The following is a 15,999-nucleotide window of genomic DNA, read 5'->3' on the forward strand; positions in this document are numbered from 1 at the left end:
CTGCATAGCAGATGAGCCATTAGCTCAGTTGGTAGAGCATCTGACTTTTAATCAGAGGGTCGAAGGTTCGAGTCCTTCATGGCTCACCATTGTCACGCGGGTGTGGCGGAATTGGCAGACGCGCTAGACTTAGGATCTAGTGTCTTTATGACGTGGGGGTTCAAGTCCCTTCACCCGCATTGTTTTTCCAAACAGTGCACTTATGAATATATGAGCACATCATACACGCGGTCGTGGCGGAATGGCAGACGCGCTAGGTTGAGGGCCTAGTGGGTGAATAACCCGTGGAGGTTCAAGTCCTCTCGGCCGCATCTAAGAAACCAAAGGTTGTAGACCTTTGGTTTTTTTATTTTTTTATAGGGTTTCAGATGAATGCCCAAAATGTTCCAGCCTACTTTATATAAGTGGGCTTATTTTGGTTGTATTTGATATTTTTTAGATAATGTCATCTAATTTCTCAGCCATAGGTTTTTGTTTGTTTGGTAATAAGTACCGTATCTATTGCTGTCCGAATAGATGCACGTATCCCCCATTGAAGCGCCAATTTCACTAAGCTTCCTCAGTCAGATAATCTGTTCTTTTTTGTTTTGTTTCTGGTAGGAGGGATGCTCCTGTTTAGATCAGTCGGTTTTTTTTACAGTGTGGTATAAAAATGTAGTGGCAACTTCATGAGGACTCGAAATAAAAAAGGTACCGCAGCACAAGGATACCTTTTTAAGATCAGCTTTTATTTTTAAAGACTACATACAAGCATTTTAATTGGCAAAGGTTGATTTCATGGAAATTTCATATCGTATCGACTGATTAATATGAAGATCCCTGGCTCACTGATTGTGAAACAATCTGCCGTACTTCCCGAGCTAAATGTGTAGCTTGTAAGGTAGCCTGCCAAATAACCGGACTAACTGTAGATTGACTGATGGATAATGCCTGTTGTGTGGATGGAACCATTGGACTTAGTAGTCTTTCTGCCTCGTCTACTGAAGATGCATATTGTTGACCGGCTGCTCTTCGAAGGTCAGCTATCGCTGCAGGAAAGTTTGACCATAGGCGAAGTATTGAATTCATACAGCCAATCATAAGAGCAAAATGAGGAGCTCGACCTTGTCCTGTGGCAAGAAGCTCAGCTGCACCTAAGGCAGAATAAACGTGATAACTCAATGGAGTAAGGTATTTCGCGTGTACAATATGAAGCTCACGTAATCCCCAAGTATCTGGAAGGAATCAGAATTCTGAACTCATACCGCATCCAAGAGCAAGTGCTTTGCTGACAACTTGCAGATGTTTCACTACGGTAGCCATCGAGCTTTGGAAAGAGGATGAGTGTACAGGGATATGTTGAATGGTAGATAGAAGGCTACGCATTTTTTGATTTGCCTGACTCAAATCAGGTTGTTGTCTAAAATTATAGGGATAATACGGATCAAAATAATAATACATATCTAAACTCCTTTTATTAAATGTCTTTTAGGAGTAGGTTATGCACCTAGATCATTTTTTGATAAGGGTATTCGCCTAATTTATTGATCATGCAGTCGGGGAAGACGGATCAATAAAAAAATGCCTTCATTGAAATGAAAGGCTTAATAAGAAGATTCCATAGATTGTTTTTCTTTTAAACGCTTTTCTAATACATCTGTCATATATAGAAAGTGATTTGCTTCACGCAAAACATGATCTGCTAGTAGAGGATTGATCACATTTTTAATTTGACATGATTTAATCATCTCTAATCCTGCTTTTTTGAAGTTTCTAAGCTCTGTCGTAGCGTCCTCGCTATCATCATTGAGTTTAGCAATAATAGGGTATGTTGGTTTTTTTCTAAACAACATGGATTCAACATCTCTAGCCTGATTAAGCAAAACCTCGAAATTATCTCCAAATTCACTGGCTTTATGAACAAGTTTACGTTCGGATTGGTCTAATAGTGAGGCAATAAATCTAGAATGTTCCATCATAATTCTCAGCCAGAAAACATTTTCACTAATAATGGCGTCTTGAATAGGGTCAAGTATGCCTTTGTTAAATTTTTGAAGTGTTCGCACGAAATATTCTGCTTCACGAGCAATATGATCAACCAGCAATGGAAAGTTAAACCCTGAAACCTTGCAGTTAATAATCAATATAAGTAAATTTCTTTTGAAATTTCGAAAACCATATGCTAGATCAATACTATCTTCATTCAGTTTACGTACAGCTTGAACATTGTTAGGCGTTTTATAGGCTCGTTGTTCTTGTTGTTCAAAATAATAATGAAAACGGTCTGTTTGTTGGATAAACTGTTTATCTTTACGATTAAAACCTTCACCAAGAAATAAAGCATGTTCTTTCATAATTCTCAGCCAGAACTTATTTTCAATTAATGAACGTTCAATAAATGTTTGTTCTGTTAAGGATTCAGATGGTGCTGCTAATCTTTCTGGTGGTTCCAACATAGGATTATTCGATTGATACTCCTGATCTAGAAATTGATTGTTCATGTCATCCCCCTATAACTTATACTTTTCTAGAAATATATGAGGTATTGAATCTAAGTATGTGGGGTGGTGGAAAATAAAGACTTTTAAATTCGGGTTTATGTGAATGGGAAAGAAAAGGTGAAAACGGAATTTAGAGAGTTCAATGAAAGGAAGATTGGTATCGGTGCACAAAGTTGAGGGCCTAGTGGGTGAATAACCCGTGGAGGTTCAAGTCCTCTCGGCCGCATCAATTATACCAAGGGTTGTAGACCTTTGGTTTTTTTGTGCTTTCTATTAGTTTGAACAGTTATATATGACAGTTTAGGATGATAACAAGTTCAGTGAAAAAAGAATTTTTCTAAAATTGTGATAAAATATTGAAGAGTAGGAAAGGGGAAATAAATACATGTCAATTTACCATAAAGTCATTGGAGAAGGGCATCCTATCGTGATATTGCATGGTTGGACACTTGACCATCAAGTAATGTTACATGCATTGGAACCGGTATTCGAAAAACGAAGCGGTTGGAAGAGAATTTACATAGATTTACCAGGTATGGGACGTTCAAAGCCACATTCGTCTATCCAAAACTCTGATGATATGCTAGAAGCGATATTGCGTCTTTTGGACGAGATTATCCCTGATGAACAGTTTATTGTTTGTGGTTATTCATATGGAGGGTACATAGCCAGAGGTATCGTTCGTTCACGTCAGGAAACTGTTCGTGGATTACTGCTCGTGGCGCCAATGACTATACCAGAATTCGATGAAAGAGTCGTACCAGAGGCGACTGTTTTAAAAAGTGACAGCAGCTTTATATCGCAATTGTCTTCAGAGGAGGCAGATGAATTTTGCTCTATGATAGTTGTGCAAGGAAAAACGGAATGGGAGAGGTTTCGAGATGAAATTTTACTTCCTTCTAAACAAACAAATCATGACTTCATCAACAACATTCATCAAAATGGTTATGGTTTTACCTTCGATATTTCAACTGAACTTAAGTATCCTACGCTCATTATCACAGGGCGTCAGGACAATGTAGTCGGATACCATGATGCATGGCGGCTCATCAAAGATTATCCAAGAGCCACTTTTGCGGTGCTTGATATGGCTGGTCACAACCTGCAGATTGAACAACCCGATGTATTTAACTCATTAGTCCATAATTGGTTAAATAGAATTGAGTTGGAAAATGCTTAGCAAGTTTTATCTAGATGAAAGTCCACTCATTTTAAGTGAGTGGACTTTTTGTTTGAGAATAATATTTTTATATAATGCAGTCCAATCATACTAATACCTTTTAAAAGGGAATATTGTTAAATCCGACGAAATCTCTACCAATGTGACGTATAATGAAAATTTCCATATAAACAACAAAATCATAAAGTGGGGTTGAGTAAATGCTTGGATTACCAAGAGGGGAAGTTTTTTTAGTTCCTTGGTTTGCTGAATGGGTCAAAGAATTTGATATGGAAAAGAAACGAATAGTAGAAGTTATCGGTCAGTACATAGTGAATGTCCACCATATAGGAAGTACAGCAGTAAATGGTTTGAGTGCGAAACCCATTATTGATATAGCGATCGAAATCAATCATTTTCTTGACGGAGAACAGTGCGTAACAGCTTTGCAAGGGCTGGGTTATTCTTATAGAGGGATCAATGTGTTACCTGAAAGACACTATTTCAGTAAAGGAGAACCACGTACACATCAAATCCATATGTATCAAACGGGCAATAGATATCTACTCGAACAAATAAATTTTAGGGATTACCTGAGAAGTAACGAACTAGCAAGAAGTGAGTACCAACAGCTTAAACTTAACCTAGCAAATGTAAATAAAAATGACAAACACAAATATGCAGAGGGAAAAACAGAATTTGTTAAGTCGATTTTAGATAAAGGTTCTCTTTAGGTGCTGAAAAAATTGATTTTATGCACAAGAAAAATCGCTGCAAAGAAGAGTTTCTTCTTTCTAATCAACAAATTGCAATTATTACCGATTCATGCTATAATGAAAAGTAATTATTTTTGTTCGGCGTAAAGGATAGTATGAAGATTGACTTTTCGTCTTGAGGGTACTTTGGGCAAGGATAGTATAATACATTGTGTGGTAAACGCACGAGGAGGCAACAATCATGGAACAAGGTACAGTAAAATGGTTTAACGCAGAAAAAGGTTTTGGATTTATCGAACGTGAAGAAGGCGACGATGTATTCGTACATTTCTCAGCTATCCAAGGCGACGGATTCAAATCTTTAGACGAAGGTCAAAAAGTATCATTTGACGTAGAGCAAGGTTCTCGTGGAGCTCAAGCTGCTAACGTTCAAAAAATTGCTTAATCTTCATTCTTAAAACAGGTTCTCTACGGAGAGCCTGTTTTTTTTGCATGAAAAAACCCTACTCAACGTACAAGTAGGGAGATGGTACAAGGTATTCGTAAAAATTTCATGCTTCAAAGGTTAGTTTAGTATAACATACTGGATTGACAATATGCGGAATTTCCATAAATTAATTTCTTTTATTTTCTTTATAAAGCGGACTGTTCAGTCATTCTGTTATTAAGAAAGATTGAAATGAAGTCATAATTTACTTATTAATCAATTAAATGAATATTTTTCCGGAGTGGAATATGGTAAAATCATTATGTTCTTTCTATAAAAATTGGAAATGTGGTGAATATATTGAAACGTATTTTGGGATCTTTTGTTTTTATATTTATCTTCAGTTTTTCTTTTGTTTTATTCGTAAGTGCAGAAGAGGTGAACATGTCATCTGGAGTCTCCATAAATGGAGAATTGAAATCCAAAAGTTCAATGAACCGATACAATTTTACAACGAATGCTGATGGAGAAGTATACATCAGGCTAGATAAGGCATCTGCCTCTTTTAGTATTACTCTATATGATTCGAAAGGGAATAAGATAGATTCTAATGAATCTTCATTTCCTGGTGAAACTCTGGTTATCGATAATAAATTGAAAAAAGGGAATTATTATATTGAAGTTATGCCCAGTGAATGGGAAGGCGTAACTAAAGGTACATATCAACTAAAGGCGACATATCCAGGTGCTTTTAAGCGTAATTTAACAACCTTTGAACCAAACGACACTTTTCAAACAAGCATGAAGGTATCTAATGGTACCTATTATAAATCAACGATTGATAGTGAAATTGATAAGGATGTTTATCAGTTCACTTCCAACAAAGATGGTGAGTTATATCTTACTTTAGATCAGGAAACATCTGAATTAGAAGTCACTGTCTATAATGAGAACAAAAATGAAATTGTATCTGACTATACGTGGAATGCTGGAGAGAATATTGTCATTCACGAAAATATAAAAAAAGGAACCTATTATGTCAAAATAAAACCATACACTTCTAATTGGGAAGGAATATCAAATGCTAAGTACCGACTTAAAGTGACGTATCCAGGTTCTTTTAAAAGAGATTTAAATACTTACGAACCAAACGACACGTTTGAAACAGCAATTCCGCTCATCTCAAATCAATATTACAAATCAAAGCACGAATCGGATTTGGATAGAGACGTATATCAATTTTCAACAGTGAAAGATGGAAAAGTAAAGATTAATCTAGATAAAATAACAGAAGGAGCCTCTATCGCTTTATACGACAAGAACGGTAATGAAATCACTAGGGAATATTTACCTGATATCTTTGGGACAAGTCCAGTTATTGATTTAAATCTAAAAAAGGGCAAATACTATATTGTTGTTGAGCCTAGACATTGGGATGGTGTATCCAGTCAAACATATCGTTTAAAAGCATCTTATCCAGATAAAACACCAAGCATAAACACAGTAACTGATCAATCAACAAATATCGTAGGTAATGCGGAAACGAATGCCAAAGTTTTCGCATATATTGGTCAAAAAAAATTAGGCTCTACAAATGCAAAAAAAGGGAAATATTCAATCAAAATTCCTAAACAAAAAGCTGGAACTTTAATCACTGTGTATTTAGTAGATTCTAATGGAGCGAGAAGTGGCAGTAAAACAATAAAAGTGTTAGATAGAACGCCTCCCGCTATACCAAGTGTTAATAAAATCACAAAAAATACAACGGTTATAACAGGTAAAGGTGAAAAATATGCTACAGTGTACGTTTATCATAAAAACAAGAAGTTAGGAACTGCAAAATTAAATAAAAATGGACAATTTAAAGTGAAAATAAAAAAACAGAAGAAAAATGCATTGATAACCGTTTATTTAAAGGATGCTGCCGGAAATAAGAGCAAATCTAAAGTGGTAAAGGTTTATTAGTGGACTATGTAAGACAACTTAAGGAGATATTGAAATGCTAAAACGATTCTTATTTATTTTTTCAACGCTCCTCATGGCGATTGCAGTATTGTTTATCGCCGCAAAGGATTCACCGGGTAGGAACACGATTTCATTAGATGACCCATTACCATTTATGCTGTCAGTAGGGGTGGTGGTTTTCTTATTTATTCCTCCTTTGGTGATGTCGTTTTTTGACCATATTGTGGTTAGGGTGATATCTGGAATCTATCAATGTTTTATTGTGTTCTCATTCCTTGTCTTAATCCCTATAGGCTTTTTTATTCCAAACGGGGGAATGACTATTTTGATTTCCATTTTAGGTTTTTTGGTTAGCTTGTCCAGTATGGTTGTTACATTTATGCGAGGTCATCATAAAGAAAAAGAAGTTAGCATATAGCGATCCATAAAAAAGCCACGACTCAATAGAGAAGTGGCTTTTTTACGTTTGATCAAAAATCATAGAATTCCCTTCGGTCAGTCATAAAGTAATAAAATACTGCCATTTCAAAGAATATCAATCACAACGTCGAAATATCAATCACAAACCGGTAACGAACATCACTTTTCAGCACTCGTTCATACGCTTCATCAACTTGATTCGCATTGATGACTTCAATTTGTGGTGCGATGTTGTGAGCAGCTGCGAAATCGAGCATTTCTTGTGTTTCTTGGATGCCGCCAACGAGTGAACCAGCAATGCTGCGGCGGCCGGAAATTAATGAAAAGACGTGGAATTGATCCGGCTTAGGCGGTGCACCGACGTTCACCAAGGTTCCATCTACACGGAGTAAGGACAAATAGGCATCCACATTAATGTTGGCAGAGACCGTATTGAGAATAAGGTCGTACTGACCGGCTAGTGTCTGAAACGTTTCAGGATCACTTGTAGCAAAATAGTCTTTTGCACCAAATGACAGGGCCTCTTCTTTTTTATTCAAAGAGCGGCTCAATACCGTCACTTCAGCGCCTAGAGCACTCGCGAATTGAATAGCAACATGGCCGAGCCCGCCCATTCCGACGATAGCAACTTTTTTGCCAGGGCCTGCCTTCCAGTGCTTTAATGGAGAATAAGTTGTAATGCCAGCACAGAGAAGAGGGCTTGCGGCATCAAGGGGCAGTTGATCAGGAATGCTGACGACAAATCGTTCAGTCACGACAATTTTTTGACTGTAGCCGCCATAAGTCGGGTTCCCGTCATAGTCACGGCTGTTATACGTTTGGACGACCCCTTTTGTGCAATACTGCTCGTCTCCATTTTGACAATATTCACAGGTGCCGCAGGAATCCACAAAGCAGCCAACGCCTACACGGTCTCCGATCTGAAACTTCGTCACATCATCTCCTACAGCTGCAACGACCCCAGTAATCTCATGACCTGGAACCATCGGGAAAATGCCGCCGCCCCATTCATCAAAAGCGCTGTGGATATCTGAATGACAGATCCCGCTAAATTGAATATCAATTAAAATATCATGTGGACGAAGCGCTCTTCGTTCAATGGTCGTTCGTTCAAAGTTTGCTTTGGCGTGTGATACACTTAAAACGTTTGATTGGTGCGTCTGACACATTCTTGATCATCCTTTCAAAAATAAGATACGATTCTTTCCTCTATACTGTACGTCTTAAAGTGAACTCTAAGTCAATAGAACACCCTCTTCAGGCTTTTAATAAAAGAATTGAGCCAAAAGCATCTTGCTTTCTTTTTTATAATGGAGATGATGAGGAAAGGGAGATCGGAAGGTAAGAGAAAGAGGGAGGGCACAATGAAAATAGCACAAGCAGCCAAACAGCTCGATTTATCCACTGCGACACTGAGATATTACGAAAATATTGGTTTGATTAGGGAAATCAAACGTGACGATCATGGGATTCGTGATTATACAGAGGATGATCTTCAATGGATTGAATTTATCAAGTGTATGAGAAATGCAGGGCTCTCAATTGATGCGCTTAGAGAATATACAGCCTTATTTTTTGAGGATAATGATCATACGTTATCTTCGCGAAAAAACATTTTGGTCAATGAACGAGAAAGACTCGTCCAAAAACAAAAGGAAATCGAAGAGACCATTAAACGATTGGATTTCAAAATAGAAAGTTATGAAGATATTATCCACAATCATGAGAAAAAACTCGCTCATCGGCTGAAAACTCATTCTAATTAAACGAAGAAAAACCTGTGACAAGTCACAGGTTTTTTTGATAGAGTTATCTTTTTGTGTAACGCACCCAGTTATAATGTGCGTGGAGCGGGGTAACACCGTTGTAGGAGCCGAGCCATTCATCGACACCTGCACCATTCCACAGGTTCATCATAATTTTCCCTGGTGTTTGAGGAATTTGAGTGGTGGCGGTATGTTTTAATTGTCCATCGACATACCATTTGATAGAGTTTGGCTGCCAGTCAAATGCATACGTGTGATAAGAGTTCGCTGCATCGAAACCAAGGTTGACGATCTTTTCATGATTTCCTACACCATTGGTATAGTAGTTAAACTGTACCTTTGTCGTGTCTTTTCCTAGAAATTCAATGTCAATCTCATCCCAAGGCGTGCCATCAGTCGGTCCCGTATAAGTGAAGAAAGAAGAGACGATCCCCACATTTTTGGCGGGCTTCATGTTGACTTCATATAGCCCATAGCCGTACGTTTGAACGGAGCGGTTTTCTCCGCAGTCAAACTTGTTATAGGCGGGACTTGTGAGTGATAAACGCATTTCACCTGATGAGGTCATCGACACGTTATTTGCACGCCACGTACAGTTAAACATGTTTCCATTCGAGTATCCATCGGCTTTTTGCCATAACCCCGTATTATAGTTGTTAAAAGGTTCATAAAACGATCCACCCGTTTGTGCCGAGGCACCCGCAGTAAATGTGGTTAAACTCAAGACTAATCCAGTGACAACCAGCATCAACATTCGTTTTACATGATAAGACATATAAGCATTCTCCTCTCCTTTTTGGAAGCGCTTTCTTAATAGATCATACATGATTCTGTTAAAATGGAAAATCGGTCTAATTTCTGATATTAAGCAGGAGAGGTTGCTAGAATCTTCCCTTATTCTTGGGAAATGAAGTATCAATAGAAAAGGATCAAAAAACACCAGTAGTGATGGTTGGGTTTTTAATCCTTTATATATGTGTTTTCTTTTTTGATCAGCTACCGAAAAAATCTTTTCGTATGCTGTTTACTATTTTTCTGTAGCTGCAATATCTAATAAACAGCCCACGAGTTCTTTTTTCCTAGAATAGAACGGAAAATGATCAGCATCAAGGGTATAAATACGCTCAAAAGATCTAGTGGCATACATCTGTCTTTGCAAGTCAATCGGAATGGAGCGGTCTTTTGTTGTTTCAATATATACGCTAGGCACATGTCTAAAGCGTATATTTGTTAGAGAGACCTTATCTTCAAAAGGCTGAACAGGCTGTGGGCGTATATTCCTTTTGAACAATCGCAGATCTTCCTCCGAACTTTCGTTGAGCATATTCTCTGCAATGAATTCTTCTATTAATGTAAGGGTCTGATCCTTTTCGTTCAACGCTGCTTTAGGACCACCTGATGCAATATCACTGACGGCTTGTCCATTCTCTGGGACAAAGGCGCAGACATATACAAGTTTTTTGATCTTCTCTGGTATTTCCTCTGCTGCTTGTGATATGACCATTCCGCTCATACTGTGTCCTACTAAAATGACAGGCTGGTCTATTTTTTCAATTGCTGAAACAACTTTTTTTACATAGCTTTTTAGTGATACGTCCTGTGGAGGCGTAACATCTTCGCCGCTGCCAGGTAAATCAATAGCAACTACTTTATGACCTTTTTGTTGAAGAGCAGGTGTTATTTGGTCCCAGCACCAGCCACCTTGAAATGCACCATGAACGAATAGGAATGTATTCAATGAGATCACCTCTATTGTTTGATGTAACTATTATAGTTACACTTAGAGATCCAGTCAAATGATATCGATTAAAAAAGAATGATTGACAAAGCGGACAGTTGTCCGTAAGATAATACCGTTACAATTGTCCTAAAGAGAAGCAAAGAAATTTGATTTACACATAGAGATACGTGCAATGTGGATGAAGGTAAAGAAGGTGAGCATGGTGGAAAAGGATATTGGGGAGGAAATTGAAGAGATCGCATTCTCCTTGTTTCAAGAATTTGGTGTAGAAAATGTTAGCATGCATAAAATTGCGAAAACAGCTGGTGTTGGGCAGGGCACTTTATACCGCCGCTACGCCAATAAAAGTGATTTGTGCCTTTCTATCCTTGGGGAGAGATTTGAACAGCTGATCCCAGCTTTGTATCTTTACTTGAGCAAAATAAGTGATCAGCCGGTTCGTGAACGTTTGCGCTATGTTCTCGAAGAAATTCATCTGATCGTCGGTCACCATCTAGACTGGATTCGGATGCTCACAATCTCTGGGAATTTAGAGCAGACAAGTAAAGTATATGAGAGTCATTACAGTCAATCACTTAGACAAATCATTCGTGATTTGCTTGAGGAAGCGAGAGAAAAGGGAGAAGCAAACATACAGGATATAGAACTGACAACGTTATGTATGTCCTCTCCAATGACGCCTGAGCTCATGTTTTATATACATGAATCTGGCTATTCAATCGAAAAAATTGCTCAATTTGCTGCAGAAAAACAGATTTTATCCGTCTTTCAATAGACATGAAAGTGGCTCATTTCTGACCACCCTGACTTCCTAAGGTTCATCTAAATTGAAAAAGAAAAGGAGCCAACTTAATATGAACAAACAGAAAGCAGCAGCTTCTGAAATTCGAACGCTGCCCATTATTATTTCTTTTATCACGGCTGGATTTATTGGCCTGTTCAGTGAAACGGCATTAAACATGGCGCTGAGAAGTTTAACGTTAGACTTTGGAATTGAAGCGACGACTGCTCAGTGGCTGACAACAGGATATTTATTAACACTTGGTATTCTCGTACCGATTTCAGGACTCATTCTTCAATGGTTTACGACAAGACAGCTTTTCATTACATCGCTCGTCTTTTCAATTATCGGAACATTTATTGCGGCGGTTGCGCCGGTCTTTAGTATTTTAATGGTAGCACGTGTTGTGCAGGCAGTCGGCACAGCATTGCTTCTGCCATTGATGTTTAATACGATTTTGGTCATCATCCCGCCTCATAAACGAGGCCGATCAATGGGGATTATTGGTCTTGTGATCATGTTTGCACCAGCTGTCGGTCCAACCGTCTCTGGTCTTATTCTGAAATCGCTGACGTGGCATTGGATTTTCTGGATTTCACTTCCTTTATTGATTGCTGCACTCGTATTTGGTTATATCTTTATGCAAAATATTACAGAACCAACAAGACCGAAAATCGACATCTTATCAATTGTGCTTTCAACCATTGGTTTCGGCGGAATTGTGTATGGCTTTAGCAGTGCCGGAGAAGGCGGCGGCTGGAGCAGTATGCATGTCATCGTTGCAATCGTAGTTGGTGTCATAGGGATTCTCGTGTTCTCCTTAAGACAGTTGAACATGAAAGAACCAATGCTGAACTTAAGCCCGTTTAAATATCCGATGTTTGTCATTGGGTTACTTTTGATTTTAGTGTGTATGATGGTGATGCTGTCTGCTATGATGATTTTGCCATTGTATCTGCAAACGTCCTTGGCGCTTTCTACATTTACAGCAGGTTTAATGCTATTGCCAGGTGGAATTATCAACGGACTGCTATCCCCAATCATGGGTGGTCTATTTGATAAGTTTGGTCCAAAATGGCTTGTCATTCCAGGTCTTGTCATTGTCGCAGCGACGATGTTTGGCTTTACGAATCTAAGTGTGAATACGTCGATTGGATTCATTGTAACCCTTCATATTACATTAATGATCGGAATTGCGATGATCATGATGCCTGCTCAAACAAATGGATTGAATCAGCTGCCGCCAGAGCTATATCCGCATGGTACAGCGATTATGAATACATTGCAGCAGGTGGCAGGAGCCATTGGTACTGCGATCGGTATCTCGATCCTTTCATCAGGAGCCCGCAGCTTTATGGAAAATGTGTCTGATCCCGCAAATCCGATGAATCAGCTGCTCGCCTTTACAAATGGCGTCCAGCATGCATTTATCTTTGCGGTGATCATGACGATCATCGGTTTGATTATTGCCTTCTTCATTAAACGAGTGAAGGTAGAACAGCAAGTATCATAAGAGAAATGAAAAGCACTGTGGACATAGCGCCACAGTGCTTTTTTATTTGCTCAATGCTTGTTTCAAAGAGAGAGAAAACGGGGAGATAGGTAAAAAGTGAACCAATGAAAATTGCTGCTGATTCAGTAGGAGGAAAAGAGGAAAAGGAAACGAATGAGTAACTAAGAAATGAATAAGATAGGAGTCTGAGATCATGAACTTAGAAGAACAAATCAAAATCGCTGCTTCATTACGCCAGCCATCTGAAGATTCATTAGCGAGTCAATCGGAACTAAAGCCAGTACATCCTCCTGAAGTGAACAAAATGGAATATGATATTCCAACAAGTGCTGGCGAAACAAAGGTGTGGGTATTTAAGCCAGTGAACGCATCCAAACAGCTTCTTCCTGTTTTTGTGAATTTACATGGCGGCGGATTTATCATGGGCAGTGCTGAAATGGATAATCCATGGTGTCCAGTCATTGCAGACCGAGCGCAATGTATCGTTGTCAATGTCGAGTATCAGCTTGCACCCGAGCACCCTTTCCCAGCCGCTCTTCATGAATGCTACGATGTACTGAAGTGGCTGTATGAACATCCTGATGAGCTTCAAATCGATCGGAATGCATTAGCCATTGGTGGACATAGCGCAGGAGGAAATTTGGCAACGGCTGCTTGTCTATTGAATATTCAAAAAGGAAATACACTCCCAATTGCCTATCAAGTGCTTGATTATCCGCCGCTTGATCTTGCCACTGATCCAGCACAAAAACCAGCGTTTGAAGAAGCGATCCCAGTTGAATTGGCGAGACTCTTTAATTCCTTCTATCTGCAAGGCCAAGATCCGCACAATCCGCTCGTTTCTCCGGTTTTTGCAGATCGTTCATCCTTAGCACAAATGCCTCCAGCTCTCGTCATCACAGCAGAGAGGGATTCGCTGGCTGAAGAAGCCGAGCAATATGCTGCCAAGTTAAAAGAAGCTGGAGTAGACGTCACGTCCAGACAATTTAAAGGCGTTCCACACGGCTTCACGCACGCCGGAGATTTAGCCATAGCTGAAGAGGCTTGGCATCTGATGGGGGATCAATTAAAGAAAGCGTTTGAATAAAAAAGCAGAGTGATTCAAAAGCACAGGAGACAATGGGCCTGTGCTTTTATTACTGTTTCTGAAAAAGAAAAGTGAATGTAAAAAGGGTCAGATATCTTTCCTCAAGGAATTATCCCTGGCTACTATATGAATAAGACTCATTGAAATTCCATTTACCTTGATGCAGACATTCCATCCTCATTTGTAGTGGAGTTAATTGAACATTCCTATCAATTGGTTTTTCAAAAATGAACAAAAAAATCTCAGCATGACATCCTCCAAAATCATTCAAAAGGAAGTGACTGAGGAGCTGTATCTCAGTTAGACATAATGCCCTTTGACTCTCTTCAAAATTGACTTGAGCGAAACGCTGTCGTTATAATTTAACCAGTTAGAAGACACGAATAGGGGGATATAAAATGGGCTATACAGTCATTACAGGAGCAAGCTCAGGTATTGGATATGAGGCGGCTCTCGCCTTTGCAGCACGAGGGAAAAATCTTATATTAGCTGCACGCCGGCTTGATAAACTCCAAGAATTGAAGAAGAAGATTCATGATCAATATCCCGATATCAAAGTAGTCATACAGTCAGTCGATTTAACAAACATAGAGCAAGTGTATTCATTTTATGAGTCATTGTCAGATTATGAGCTGGATACGTTTATAAATAATGCAGGGTTTGGTCACTTTGGCTCTATAGGAGAACAAGATTTAAGTAAAATTGGGGATATGCTTCATCTGAATATCGAAGCATTAACGATTCTATCCACCCTATTTGTTCGTGATTATGAGCAAGTAGAGGGAGCGCAGCTCATTAACATTTCTTCACGAGCCGGCTATACAGTCGTCGGCAATGCGGTCACCTATTCAGCAACGAAGTTTTACGTGAGCGCCTTTACAGAAGGGCTGGCCCTAGAGTTGAAAGGAAAAGGAGCCAAATTACAGGCAAAAGTATTAGCGCCATCCGCGACAGAATCAGAATTTGCAAAGCGTTCATTGGATGTTGACGAATTTGAATATGAAGGCAATTTCAAGAAATATCATACATCCAAAGAAATGGCAGCTTGTATGCTTGAGCTTTATGACAGTGAAAAAACAGTCGGTATTGTGGACGGAAAGACATTCGAATTTGAATTAAAAGATCCGATCTTTTCACATGCTGGTACAGTTATGAAATAAAGATTCCATCACTGAGGGAGATATCCTCAGTGATTTTTTTATGGTGTGATTGACTGTGTGGTCAAGCATAGGAGGAATGTAACAAGTGAAGGCGATGAAGCATCACAAAATTGCCCTTCATTACTATACAGAACAGGATTTTGTACGTCCTAGGAAGATCGCTCAAAATGGATACCGATTAGATGAGAAAAATGCTTTAAAGAAACTAATGAAAAAAACACCTTCGCGTTAGGTGTTTTTTTCATGCATTCTTTGATAAAACAAAGAATCACAAGTCCAGTAGATAAGACTGCTCATGATGATGATGGGTAAAGACGCCTTACTCCCAATTCCATCAATAAAAAAGAGCATAACAACCATTGCTATCAGTAAATACGCAGCTAAATAAAGAGGATGGAAAGCCTTTGGCTGCAAAGAAAACAATAACTGCAAAGGAACCGCAAAGACGAAATAAAAAACAAAAAAGATAGGAATATAAAATATCAGAAACGCAGGCTCAGCTTGAATAGGTGGAAATAAGCAGACAAACAAGCCGAGTAAAATAGAGCTGATGAATAGTGTGATTAGGATTTTGTAAAAGGGTTGAAGCGAATGCAAAATGTATACTCCTTTTTTGTAAAATTTACTATATTTTATCATAAATTCATTATCAAGCGTCGGTTATTTTTAAAATACGCCACCTTCAATACTCAACTTAATTACAGCAAAATTAGGTAATAAGAATTGAATAAATCATTAATATAACGCCCTTTTTACCTTTATTTGGTTCTATATCTTTGGCCTC

General features: G+C 38.7%; 15 protein-coding genes, 3 tRNA genes and 1 pseudogene. 15 read left to right on the forward strand and 4 right to left on the reverse strand.

The annotated features are described in order from the left end of the window. Window positions 1-13: 13 nt before the first annotated feature. From MHB67_RS02615 to MHB67_RS02625, 3 genes are all read left to right on the forward strand, one after another. A tRNA-Lys gene (locus MHB67_RS02615) sits at window positions 14-89 on the forward strand. A 7-nt stretch (window positions 90-96) separates the two neighbouring features. Next, a tRNA-Leu gene (locus MHB67_RS02620) sits at window positions 97-179 on the forward strand. Window positions 180-227: 48 nt separating this feature from the next. Then, a tRNA-Leu gene (locus MHB67_RS02625) sits at window positions 228-311 on the forward strand. Window positions 312-1,583: 1,272 nt separating this feature from the next. Here the strand turns inward: MHB67_RS02625 and MHB67_RS02630 are convergent. After that, window positions 1,584-2,480, reverse strand: a complete 897-nt coding sequence (locus tag MHB67_RS02630) for a DUF2935 domain-containing protein (RefSeq protein WP_044335098.1) — start codon at window positions 2,478-2,480, stop codon at window positions 1,584-1,586. Between the two features lie 385 nt (window positions 2,481-2,865). Between MHB67_RS02630 and MHB67_RS02635 the strand changes: the two genes are divergently transcribed. From MHB67_RS02635 to MHB67_RS02655, 5 genes are all read left to right on the forward strand, one after another. Further along, the gene (locus MHB67_RS02635) at window positions 2,866-3,660 is read left to right on the forward strand and encodes an alpha/beta hydrolase (protein ID WP_073203978.1); all 795 of its coding nucleotides are present in this window, start codon (window positions 2,866-2,868) and stop codon (window positions 3,658-3,660) included. A 200-nt stretch (window positions 3,661-3,860) separates the two neighbouring features. Further along, window positions 3,861-4,373, forward strand: a complete 513-nt coding sequence (locus tag MHB67_RS02640; protein ID WP_008346767.1) for a GrpB family protein — start codon at window positions 3,861-3,863, stop codon at window positions 4,371-4,373. Between the two features lie 223 nt (window positions 4,374-4,596). Further along, the gene (cspC, locus tag MHB67_RS02645) at window positions 4,597-4,800 is read left to right on the forward strand and encodes a cold shock protein CspC (RefSeq protein ID WP_008346765.1); all 204 of its coding nucleotides are present in this window, start codon (window positions 4,597-4,599) and stop codon (window positions 4,798-4,800) included. A 333-nt stretch (window positions 4,801-5,133) separates the two neighbouring features. Further along, window positions 5,134-6,747, forward strand: a complete 1,614-nt coding sequence (locus MHB67_RS02650; RefSeq protein WP_240503411.1) for a PPC domain-containing protein — start codon at window positions 5,134-5,136, stop codon at window positions 6,745-6,747. A 34-nt stretch (window positions 6,748-6,781) separates the two neighbouring features. Continuing rightward, window positions 6,782-7,165 (forward strand): hypothetical protein, encoded by a 384-nt coding sequence (locus MHB67_RS02655; protein WP_073203983.1) that lies wholly within the window; start codon window positions 6,782-6,784, stop codon window positions 7,163-7,165. Window positions 7,166-7,286: 121 nt separating this feature from the next. Here the strand turns inward: MHB67_RS02655 and MHB67_RS02660 are convergent, their stop codons facing one another. Further along, entirely contained in the window at window positions 7,287-8,336 is a 1,050-nt protein-coding gene (locus MHB67_RS02660; RefSeq protein ID WP_073203987.1) for an NAD(P)-dependent alcohol dehydrogenase, read from the reverse strand. A 195-nt stretch (window positions 8,337-8,531) separates the two neighbouring features. Here MHB67_RS02660 and MHB67_RS02665 point away from each other — a divergent pair, with 195 nt between their 5' ends. Further along, entirely contained in the window at window positions 8,532-8,933 is a 402-nt protein-coding gene (locus MHB67_RS02665) for a MerR family transcriptional regulator (RefSeq protein ID WP_073203989.1), read from the forward strand. Between the two features lie 43 nt (window positions 8,934-8,976). Here MHB67_RS02665 and MHB67_RS02670 read toward each other — a convergent pair whose 3' ends face one another. Continuing rightward, entirely contained in the window at window positions 8,977-9,708 is a 732-nt protein-coding gene (locus tag MHB67_RS02670) for a glycoside hydrolase family 16 protein (protein WP_073203991.1), read from the reverse strand. 252 nt (window positions 9,709-9,960) lie between these two features. Beyond that, window positions 9,961-10,671 (reverse strand): alpha/beta fold hydrolase, encoded by a 711-nt coding sequence (locus MHB67_RS02675; RefSeq protein ID WP_103132686.1) that lies wholly within the window; start codon window positions 10,669-10,671, stop codon window positions 9,961-9,963. 205 nt (window positions 10,672-10,876) lie between these two features. On the opposite strand from MHB67_RS02675, the gene MHB67_RS02680 reads away from it, so the two are divergent. The 6 genes and pseudogenes from MHB67_RS02680 (at window position 10,877) to MHB67_RS02705 (ending at window position 15,447) form a co-directional block, all read left to right on the forward strand. After that, on the forward strand, window positions 10,877-11,449 hold the full coding sequence (locus MHB67_RS02680; RefSeq protein ID WP_103132703.1) for a TetR/AcrR family transcriptional regulator: 573 nt from the start codon (window positions 10,877-10,879) through the stop codon (window positions 11,447-11,449). Between the two features lie 79 nt (window positions 11,450-11,528). Next, the gene (locus MHB67_RS02685) at window positions 11,529-12,968 is read left to right on the forward strand and encodes a DHA2 family efflux MFS transporter permease subunit (RefSeq protein WP_034622733.1); all 1,440 of its coding nucleotides are present in this window, start codon (window positions 11,529-11,531) and stop codon (window positions 12,966-12,968) included. Window positions 12,969-13,161: 193 nt separating this feature from the next. Continuing rightward, window positions 13,162-14,055 (forward strand): alpha/beta hydrolase, encoded by an 894-nt coding sequence (locus MHB67_RS02690; protein WP_103132687.1) that lies wholly within the window; start codon window positions 13,162-13,164, stop codon window positions 14,053-14,055. Between the two features lie 102 nt (window positions 14,056-14,157). Beyond that, window positions 14,158-14,286 (forward strand): annotated as a pseudogene (locus MHB67_RS02695) (MmcQ/YjbR family DNA-binding protein); the annotation flags it as partial. 167 nt (window positions 14,287-14,453) lie between these two features. Next, window positions 14,454-15,215, forward strand: coding sequence for an SDR family NAD(P)-dependent oxidoreductase (locus MHB67_RS02700; RefSeq protein ID WP_103132688.1), 762 nt, complete (start codon window positions 14,454-14,456; stop codon window positions 15,213-15,215). Window positions 15,216-15,300: 85 nt separating this feature from the next. Next, on the forward strand, window positions 15,301-15,447 hold the full coding sequence (locus MHB67_RS02705; protein ID WP_180992606.1) for a hypothetical protein: 147 nt from the start codon (window positions 15,301-15,303) through the stop codon (window positions 15,445-15,447). Window positions 15,448-15,999 lie beyond the last annotated feature (552 nt).

The organism is Bacillus sp. FSL H8-0516, assembly GCF_038635285.1.
Lineage (GTDB): Bacteria > Bacillota > Bacilli > Bacillales > Bacillaceae > Bacillus > Bacillus safensis.

Coding starts and splice junctions, on each gene's coding strand:
- cspC (WP_008346765.1), top strand. CDS start 4,597: ATGGAACAAGGTACAGTAAAATGGTTTAACGCAGAAAAAGGTTTTGGA.
- MHB67_RS02690 (WP_103132687.1), top strand. CDS start 13,162: ATGAACTTAGAAGAACAAATCAAAATCGCTGCTTCATTACGCCAGCCA.
- MHB67_RS02685 (WP_034622733.1), top strand. CDS start 11,529: ATGAACAAACAGAAAGCAGCAGCTTCTGAAATTCGAACGCTGCCCATT.
- MHB67_RS02655 (WP_073203983.1), top strand. CDS start 6,782: ATGCTAAAACGATTCTTATTTATTTTTTCAACGCTCCTCATGGCGATT.
- MHB67_RS02660 (WP_073203987.1), bottom strand. CDS start 8,336: ATGTGTCAGACGCACCAATCAAACGTTTTAAGTGTATCACACGCCAAA.
- MHB67_RS02665 (WP_073203989.1), top strand. CDS start 8,532: ATGAAAATAGCACAAGCAGCCAAACAGCTCGATTTATCCACTGCGACA.
- MHB67_RS02635 (WP_073203978.1), top strand. CDS start 2,866: ATGTCAATTTACCATAAAGTCATTGGAGAAGGGCATCCTATCGTGATA.
- MHB67_RS02700 (WP_103132688.1), top strand. CDS start 14,454: ATGGGCTATACAGTCATTACAGGAGCAAGCTCAGGTATTGGATATGAG.
- MHB67_RS02670 (WP_073203991.1), bottom strand. CDS start 9,708: ATGTCTTATCATGTAAAACGAATGTTGATGCTGGTTGTCACTGGATTA.
- MHB67_RS02630 (WP_044335098.1), bottom strand. CDS start 2,480: ATGAACAATCAATTTCTAGATCAGGAGTATCAATCGAATAATCCTATG.
- MHB67_RS02640 (WP_008346767.1), top strand. CDS start 3,861: ATGCTTGGATTACCAAGAGGGGAAGTTTTTTTAGTTCCTTGGTTTGCT.